The sequence below is a fragment of the Albidovulum sp. genome, from assembly GCF_008933605.1.
In the GTDB taxonomy this organism is placed as follows: domain Bacteria; phylum Pseudomonadota; class Alphaproteobacteria; order Rhodobacterales; family Rhodobacteraceae; genus Albidovulum.
The window spans coordinates 1-6,980 of the sequence record NZ_WBUS01000166.1 but is presented as its reverse complement, the minus strand read 5'-3'; the positions used below and the strand labels follow the sequence as shown (position 1 = coordinate 6,980).

Here is a 6,980-nt window from a genome sequence, read left to right as displayed (position 1 = left end):
GCGTCGGGCATGGGGCGCCCGGCGGCTTCGCTCCCCCGCCTTCAGGCGGACACGGATGCAGGCGCCTGCCGGGCGCCCCATGCCCGACGCGGCGGGGTGCGGCAGGGATCCTGCGGACCGATCCGACAGGTCAGGCCGAAGGGCGTTGCCAGTCAGCCAAGTTGCCGGCGTGCCGCAACCCGGCCTAGTGTCGCGTCAGGAGCGGCAGGGAGGCGGCGATGGCAGGCGTGGCAGGACGGGTGGCGCTGGTGACCGGGGCGGGAGCGCCGGGCGGGATCGGTTTCGCCACGGCCCGCGTGCTGGCGGCGGCGGGCGCGCGCGTGGCGATCACCTCGACCACGTCGCGCATCTTCGACCGCGCCCGGTCCCTCGAGTCCGGTGTCTACGCCTCCACGGCCGACCTGCGGCGGCCCGAGGAGGTGGCCCGGCTGGTGGCCGAGACCGAGGCCGCGCTCGGCCCGGTCGATATTCTCGTCAACAACGCCGGGATGGTGCAGACCGGCATCGCGCTTCCTGGCGGCCACCTCACGGAGATCGACGAGGCCGCCTGGGCCTACGGGATCGAGATCAACCTGACGTCCGCCATGCGCCTGACCCGGGCGATCCTGCCCGGCATGTGCGCGCGCGGGTTCGGCCGGGTGGTGCAGATGTCCTCCGTCACCGGCCCGGTGGTGGCGATTGCCGGCAGTGCGACCTATGCCGCGGCCAAGGCGGGGCTGATGGGGCTCACGCGCGCGCTCGCGCTTGAAGTGGGGCCGAACGGGGTCACGGTGAATGCCGTCGGTCCCGGCTGGATCCACACCGACTCCTCGAGCGCCGCCGAGATCACCGCCGGGCGCCACACCCCCGCCGGCCGCCCGGGGCGGCCGGAGGAGGTCGCCCATGCCGTCCTCTTCCTCGCGGCGGAGGAGGCGAGCTATGTCACCGGCCAGCTCATCGTTGTCGATGGGGGCAACACCTTGCAGGAATACAAGGTCGCCCTGTAAACGCCCGTCCAGAGAAGAAAAACCGCCGGAGGCGGGTGTGCCTCCGACGGGAGTGTTTCGGGCAGCGAAGGGGCTCAGCCGCGCAGGATCGAGCGGCCGGCGTAGTCCGCCGTCTCGCCGAGCGCCTCCTCGATGCGGATGAGCTGGTTGTATTTCGCCAGCCGGTCGGAGCGGGCGAGCGAGCCGGTCTTGATCTGGCCGCAGTTGGTGGCAACCGCGAGGTCGGCGATCGTCGCGTCCTCGGTCTCGCCCGAGCGGTGCGACATGACGCTGGTCATGCGGGCGCGGTGGGCCATGTCGACGGCCCGCAGCGTCTCGGTGAGCGTGCCGATCTGGTTGACCTTCACCAGAAGCGAGTTCGCGCAGCCCTCCGCGATGCCGCGCGCGAGGCGGGCCGGGTTGGTGACGAAGAGGTCGTCGCCGACGAGCTGGCAGCGATCGCCCAGCAGCGTGGTGAGCTTGGCCCAGCCGTCCCAGTCGTCTTCGGCCATTCCGTCCTCGATCGAGATGATCGGGTAGTCGGCCACAAGCGCCATGAGGAAGCTGGCGTTCTCGTCGCGGGTCATCACCGCGCCTTCGCCCTGCATGTGGTACTTGCCGTCCCGGAAATACTCGGTCGCGGCACAGTCGAGCGCGAGGAACATGTCCTCGCCCGGCCTGTAGCCGGCCTTCTCGATGCTCTTCATGATGAAGTCGAGCGCCACGCGGGTGGAGGAGAGGTCCGGCGCGAAGCCGCCCTCGTCGCCGACCCCGGTGGCCAGGCCCGCCGCGGAAAGCTCCTTCTTCAGCGTATGGAACACCTCGGAGCCCATGCGCACGGCCTCGCGGATGCTGGCAGCGCCGACCGGCATGATCATGAATTCCTGGATGTCGATCGGATTGTCGGCATGTTCGCCGCCGTTGATGATGTTCATCATCGGCACCGGCAGCACGCGCGCCGAGGTGCCACCCACGTAGCGGTAGAGCGGCAGGGCCGAGAATTCGGCCGCGGCCTTGGCGACGGCGAGCGAGACGCCGAGGATGGCGTTGGCGCCGAGCCGTCCCTTGTTCGCGGTGCCGTCGATCTCGATCATCAGCCGGTCGATTTCCATCTGGTCGGTGGCGTCGAGGCCGACGACGTTCTCGGCGATCTCGCCGTTGACGGCCGCCACCGCCTCCAGCACGCCCTTGCCGAGGTAGCGCGCCTTGTCGCCGTCGCGCTTCTCGACGGCCTCGTGAGCGCCCGTGGAGGCGCCCGAGGGCACCGCGGCGCGGCCCATGGTGCCGTCTTCCAGCGTCACGTCCACCTCGACGGTGGGGTTGCCGCGGCTGTCGAGGATCTCGCGGGCGTGGATGTCGATGATCGTGCTCATGGGGCGCTCCCTCGGCGGAAAGTCACTGTCGCGCCGGTCTTTACGCGCAGCGCGGGCGGAGGGGAAGGACTATTCGGCCGGGGCCGCGCGGTGGGCGCGGGAAACCCGCCGTTCGCGCAGGTAGGTGTAGAAGGCCGCCGCGAGGATCAGCGCGGCACCGGCGAGCGTCAGGGCGTCGGGGCGCTCGGCGAAGAAGGCCATGCCGATCATCATCGAGAAGATCAGGCGCGAATAGCGGTAGGGCATCAGCGCAGAGGCATCGCCGATGCGCATCGCCGCGACGATGGCGTAATAGCCCGACGTGCCGGCTGCGACCGCGGCCGCCATCTTGCCGAGATCGGGCAGCGAGAGCGGGACGGCACCGCCCGAAAGCGCGAGGAACCCGAGCCCGATCACGGCGACGGCCAGGAAACCGTGGCAGGCGACCGCACCCGAGGGCAGGTCGGCGGGGACCCTGCGGGTGATGATGTCGCGGAACGCGATGGAGATGACCGTGACGAGCACGAGCGCGGCGGCCGGCTCGAAGCCCTCGAGCCCGGGCCGGATGATCATCAGCACGCCGATGAAGCCGACGGTCACGGCGCTCCAGCGGCGCCAGCCGACGGTCTCGCCGAGAAACAGCGCCGCGGCGGCAGTGATGGCGAGCGGCGTCGCCTGGAAGACCGCGGCGACGGTGGAGATCGGGACGAGCGCGAGCGCGGGGATGAAGGTCGCGCCAGAGACGCACTCGGCCAGGTTGCGGAACATGACCGTCCCGGACCGGAAGCCGCGCAGGACGCCGCGCCGCCCGGCGTCGCCGATGATCGCGAAGAAGACCGCGGCGCCGCCGAGACCGAGAAGCAGCATCACCTCGCCGAGGGGCAGCCGCGTCGTCAGGTCCTTGATCAGCGCGTCCTCCACCGCGAAGGCCGCCATGGAGAACGTGACGACGAGCCCGCCGCGCAGGTTCGCCGCCGCGCTCACGGGCGGCTCCGCGAGGCCGCGCCGTCGTCGGCGGTGGTCGGGCGGTGGATGGAGGCTCGGCTGCGCATCCCACGGGTCTAGGCCATTCCGGAGGCAGGGGGAAGGGGCGTTCCGACGGCACCGTCACGGCCCTGTCGCCGGTGGACAAGACTCCGCGCCGCCCGCGACCGAGCCTTGCCGGCGAAGGGAGTCCGCCATGACCGAACACCGCCGCCAGGGGCGCGAGGCGCGCCGCAATGCAGCGCCCGCGCGGGTCACGAACTATCGCCGCCTCCGACACCCCTTCGCGCCGCAGAGGATCCTGTCGGACGATGCGGTGGCGGCAATCCACGAGACCGCGCTGCGGGCGCTCGAAGACCTCGGCCTCGTCGTCCTCCTGCCCGAGGCGCGCAAGCTTTTCCGGCAGGGAGGTGCGGCGGTGGACGAGGGCAGCGGCCTTGTCCGCATCGGGCGCGAGATCGTGGTGGCCGCACTGGCGACCGCGCCGCGTTCCATCCTCCTCCGCGCCCCGAACCCGGCGCGGGAGCTCACCTACGAGGACGGCGCGCTGATCTTCTCGCCGGGCGCGGGCTGCCCCAACACCCAGGATCGCGTCCGCGGCCGGCGTCCCGGCTGCCTTGAGACATACGAGGAGACGCTGAAGCTGCACCAGAGCTTCGACGTCATCCACAAGCTCGGCCCCTCGTCCGAGCCGCAGGACGTCCCGACGCCGGTCCGGCACTATGCGACCATGCGCGCGCAGCTCACGCTGTCGGACAAGCCGATCTTCGTCTACGCGCGCGGCCGCGGCCAGGTGGAGGACAGTTTCGCCATGATCCGCCTTGCCCACGGGCTCTCGAACGCGGACTTCGCGGGCGGCGCCTGGTGTACTACGGTCATCAACACCAACTCCCCCCGCCAGATCGACAAGCCTATGGCCGAGGGCATCATCGACTTCGCCCGTGCGGGGCAGTTGTCGATCATCACGCCGTTCTGCCTTGCGGGCGCGATGGCGCCGGTGACGGTGGAGGGCGCGCTCGTGCTCCAGCACGCCGAATGCCTGGCCGGGATCACGCTGGCGCAGCTTGCGCGGCCCGGGGCGCCGGTCAGCTACGGGGGCTTTTCCTCGAACGTCGACATGAAGTCGGGCGCGCCGGCCTTCGGCACGCCCACGCATATCCGCATGGCGATCGGCACCGGCCAGCTTGCCCGTCACATCGGCCTGCCCTGGCGGTCGGCCGCCGGGTCTGCCGCGAACGTGGCGGACATGCAGGCGGCGGGGGAAAACCACATGGGGCTCTGGGCCTGCCTCATGGCCAACGCCACGCTGACGATCCACGCGGCGGGCTGGCTCGAGGGCGGGCTTTCCTTCGGCTACGAGAAGTTCATCAACGACATCGAGGCGCTGCAGACGATCGCCGAGCTTTGCGCGCCGCTTGAGAGCGCACCCGCGGACCTCGCCTGGGAGGCGCTGGCGGATGTCTCCCCCGGCGGACATTTCTTTGCCACGCCGCACACGATGGAGCGCTTCGACCGTGCCTTCTATGCGCCGCTGGTGGCCGATCTTGCGAACTTCGGCACCTGGGAGGCGGCCGGCGCGCAGACCTCGACCGAGCGTGCGACGGCGATCTGGCAGCGGCTCCTCGCCGACTTCCGCCCGCCCGACGGCGGGGAGGAACGGGGCGAGCGGATCGCCGCCTTCATCGCCCGGCGCGAGGCCGAGGGCGGCGCCCCGCCGCCCGACTGAGGGTCCGAGGGACGGCTTGACTTTCCCGCCCGCCTGCAGGATAAGCCCCCGATCCCGGCGGGTCTCGCGGCCCGGCCGGGACATTGTTTTGAAATCACGTCCCCAAGCGGGGGCGCGCTGTCCGAGGCGGGGGAGACCCCTCAACGCCGGTTCGCACCGGGGCCGCAGGGCGCGGGAAACATGAAGGAAAGACCCATGTTCGCGGTCCTCAAGACGGGCGGCAAGCAATACAAGGTCCAGGCGGGCGACGTGCTCCGCGTGGAGCTGATCGCCGCTGCCCCGGGCGACAAGATCCAGTTCAACGAGATTCTCATGGTCGGCGGCGACGCCCCCGTGCTCGGCGCGCCGCTCGTCAAGGGCGCGGCCGTTCAGGCCGAGGTCATCGACGAGATCAAGGCCGACAAGGTCATCACCTACTGGAAGCGCCGGCGGAAGCATTCGTCGCAGCGCACCCGTGGCCACCGCCAGAAGCTGACGCTCGTCCGCGTGACCGACATCCTTGCCTCGGGCTCGGAGAAGTCGGGCGTGAAGGAAGCCGTCGGCACCCAGGCCGCCCGCATCGCGGCCCACAACGCGGCTGCGCCGGCCGAGAAGAAGGCCGCCCCGAAGAAGGCCGCGGCCAAGAAGGCCGAAACGGCCGGGACGAAGGAGTAACACCTCATGGCACACAAGAAAGCAGGCGGTTCCTCCCGCAACGGACGCGACAGCGCCGGCCGTCGTCTCGGCGTGAAGCTCTATGGCGGTCAGGACGCCCAGCCGGGCGCCATCATCGTGCGCCAGCGCGGCACCGAATGGTGGCCGGGCGAAGGCGTCGGCATGGGACGTGACCACACGATCTATGCCACTGCGCAGGGCCGCGTGACCTTCAAGAAGGGTCTCAAGGGCCGCACCTTCATCTCCGTGCTTCCCGTGGCGGAGGCAGCCGAGTAAGCCGAACCTTTACAATCGGATTGTAGGAGGGGATCGGCCGGAAGGCCGGTCCCCTTCCTTCTTTCCGGGCAGGAGTATCTACCGATGGGCATCCAGGACACAGTTCTCGGCATCGTGACCGCCCGCGCGGCCGCGCTGCGGTTGATGCCGTCATTCTCGCGCCCCATTTGGGGTATAAGTGGCAGAAGGGTGCCGCATCGGCCGGGAGGGGCCGGGCATCCGCGTGCGAGTGTCGAGGGGTTCCCGGCCGGTAGGGCGGCCGCACTCCTCGCCATGCGTTTGGGAGGAGGGAAGGGATGATCCAGGAACAGATCGTCGTTCAGCCGACGATAGCGGCTGAGCGTTTCGTGCTGCGTCCGCTCAGGCGGTCGGACGCCGGACTCATCGCCATGTACACGGCGGACCGGCGCGTGGCCGAGGGCACCCGAACGATTCCGCATCCGCTGCCGCCCGGCGCCACCGAGGCCTATGTCGCCCGCGCGCTCTCCGAGAAGCGGGCGGAGGATGTCTGGGTGATGGATGGCTCCGCCTCGGCCCATGTCGAGGTCATCGGCCTCGTCAGCCTGACGCACATGGACCGCGAGCAGAGCGAGATCAAGTACTGGGTCGCGCCCGCCTTCTGGAACACGGGCTATGCGTCCGAGGCCGTGGCCGCCATCGTCGGGGCGAACCCGCATCGCGCGCGCACGCTCTTTGCCGAGGTCTTCCAGGACAACACCGGCTCCGCGCGGGTTCTGACGAACAACGGCTTCGAGTATCTCGGCGACGCCGAGGTCTATTCCGTCGCCCGCGGCGCCACCGTGCCGACCTGGACCTACCTGCGCCGGATGGATTGAGCCCGCGCGGCCGGCCGCGGCCGTGGTGCGTGCGCGGAGGAAGCCTGAGGCCGGCGAAACGGCGTGACCCCGGGGGGATCGCGCCGTCACGGACTGCGGGCGGGCCGGACCCGCTCAGCCGGCCATGACGCGGTCGGGATCGTCGTCGCGGAAGATGTTCTCGACCGCCGGCTCCACGGTCCGCACC

General features: G+C 70.5%; 7 protein-coding genes. 5 read left to right on the top strand and 2 right to left on the bottom strand.

Annotated features, from left to right (window positions below; genetic code table 11):
• Nucleotides 1-218: 218 nt before the first annotated feature.
• Entirely contained in the window at nucleotides 219-986 is a 768-nt protein-coding gene (locus F9K34_RS16060) for an SDR family NAD(P)-dependent oxidoreductase (protein WP_291338129.1), read from the top strand.
• A gap of 74 nt (nucleotides 987-1,060) precedes the next feature.
• On the opposite strand, the gene eno is transcribed toward F9K34_RS16060, so the two are convergent.
• Both eno and F9K34_RS16050 read right to left on the bottom strand, forming a co-directional pair.
• Nucleotides 1,061-2,338: a phosphopyruvate hydratase gene (gene eno, locus F9K34_RS16055; RefSeq protein ID WP_291338128.1), complete on the bottom strand. Its 1,278-nt coding sequence runs from the start codon at nucleotides 2,336-2,338 to the stop codon at nucleotides 1,061-1,063.
• A 69-nt stretch (nucleotides 2,339-2,407) separates the two neighbouring features.
• Nucleotides 2,408-3,301 carry a DMT family transporter gene (locus F9K34_RS16050; protein WP_291338127.1) on the bottom strand — a complete coding sequence of 298 codons (894 nt, stop codon included), beginning with the start codon at nucleotides 3,299-3,301 and terminating at the stop codon, nucleotides 2,408-2,410.
• Between the two features lie 196 nt (nucleotides 3,302-3,497).
• Between F9K34_RS16050 and F9K34_RS16045 the strand changes: the two genes are divergently transcribed.
• The 4 genes from F9K34_RS16045 (at nucleotide 3,498) to F9K34_RS16030 (ending at nucleotide 6,793) form a co-directional block, all read left to right on the top strand.
• Entirely contained in the window at nucleotides 3,498-5,027 is a 1,530-nt protein-coding gene (locus F9K34_RS16045; RefSeq protein ID WP_291338126.1) for a trimethylamine methyltransferase family protein, read from the top strand.
• A gap of 195 nt (nucleotides 5,028-5,222) precedes the next feature.
• Complete coding sequence (rplU, locus tag F9K34_RS16040) at nucleotides 5,223-5,681, top strand: 50S ribosomal protein L21 (RefSeq protein ID WP_436405757.1); 459 nt, start codon at nucleotides 5,223-5,225, stop codon at nucleotides 5,679-5,681.
• Nucleotides 5,682-5,687: 6 nt separating this feature from the next.
• On the top strand, nucleotides 5,688-5,957 hold the full coding sequence (gene rpmA, locus F9K34_RS16035) for a 50S ribosomal protein L27 (RefSeq protein WP_291338125.1): 270 nt from the start codon (nucleotides 5,688-5,690) through the stop codon (nucleotides 5,955-5,957).
• Between the two features lie 296 nt (nucleotides 5,958-6,253).
• On the top strand, nucleotides 6,254-6,793 hold the full coding sequence (locus F9K34_RS16030) for a GNAT family N-acetyltransferase (protein ID WP_291338124.1): 540 nt from the start codon (nucleotides 6,254-6,256) through the stop codon (nucleotides 6,791-6,793).
• Nucleotides 6,794-6,980: the final 187 nt, after the last annotated feature.

Excerpts from the sequence above, each read along its gene's own strand:
- eno (WP_291338128.1), bottom strand. The coding sequence starts at position 2,338 with ATGAGCACGATCATCGACATCCACGCCCGCGAGATCCTCGACAGCCGC.
- F9K34_RS16060 (WP_291338129.1), top strand. The coding sequence starts at position 219 with ATGGCAGGCGTGGCAGGACGGGTGGCGCTGGTGACCGGGGCGGGAGCG.
- F9K34_RS16030 (WP_291338124.1), top strand. The coding sequence starts at position 6,254 with ATGATCCAGGAACAGATCGTCGTTCAGCCGACGATAGCGGCTGAGCGT.
- rpmA (WP_291338125.1), top strand. The coding sequence starts at position 5,688 with ATGGCACACAAGAAAGCAGGCGGTTCCTCCCGCAACGGACGCGACAGC.
- F9K34_RS16045 (WP_291338126.1), top strand. The coding sequence starts at position 3,498 with ATGACCGAACACCGCCGCCAGGGGCGCGAGGCGCGCCGCAATGCAGCG.
- rplU (WP_436405757.1), top strand. The coding sequence starts at position 5,223 with ATGTTCGCGGTCCTCAAGACGGGCGGCAAGCAATACAAGGTCCAGGCG.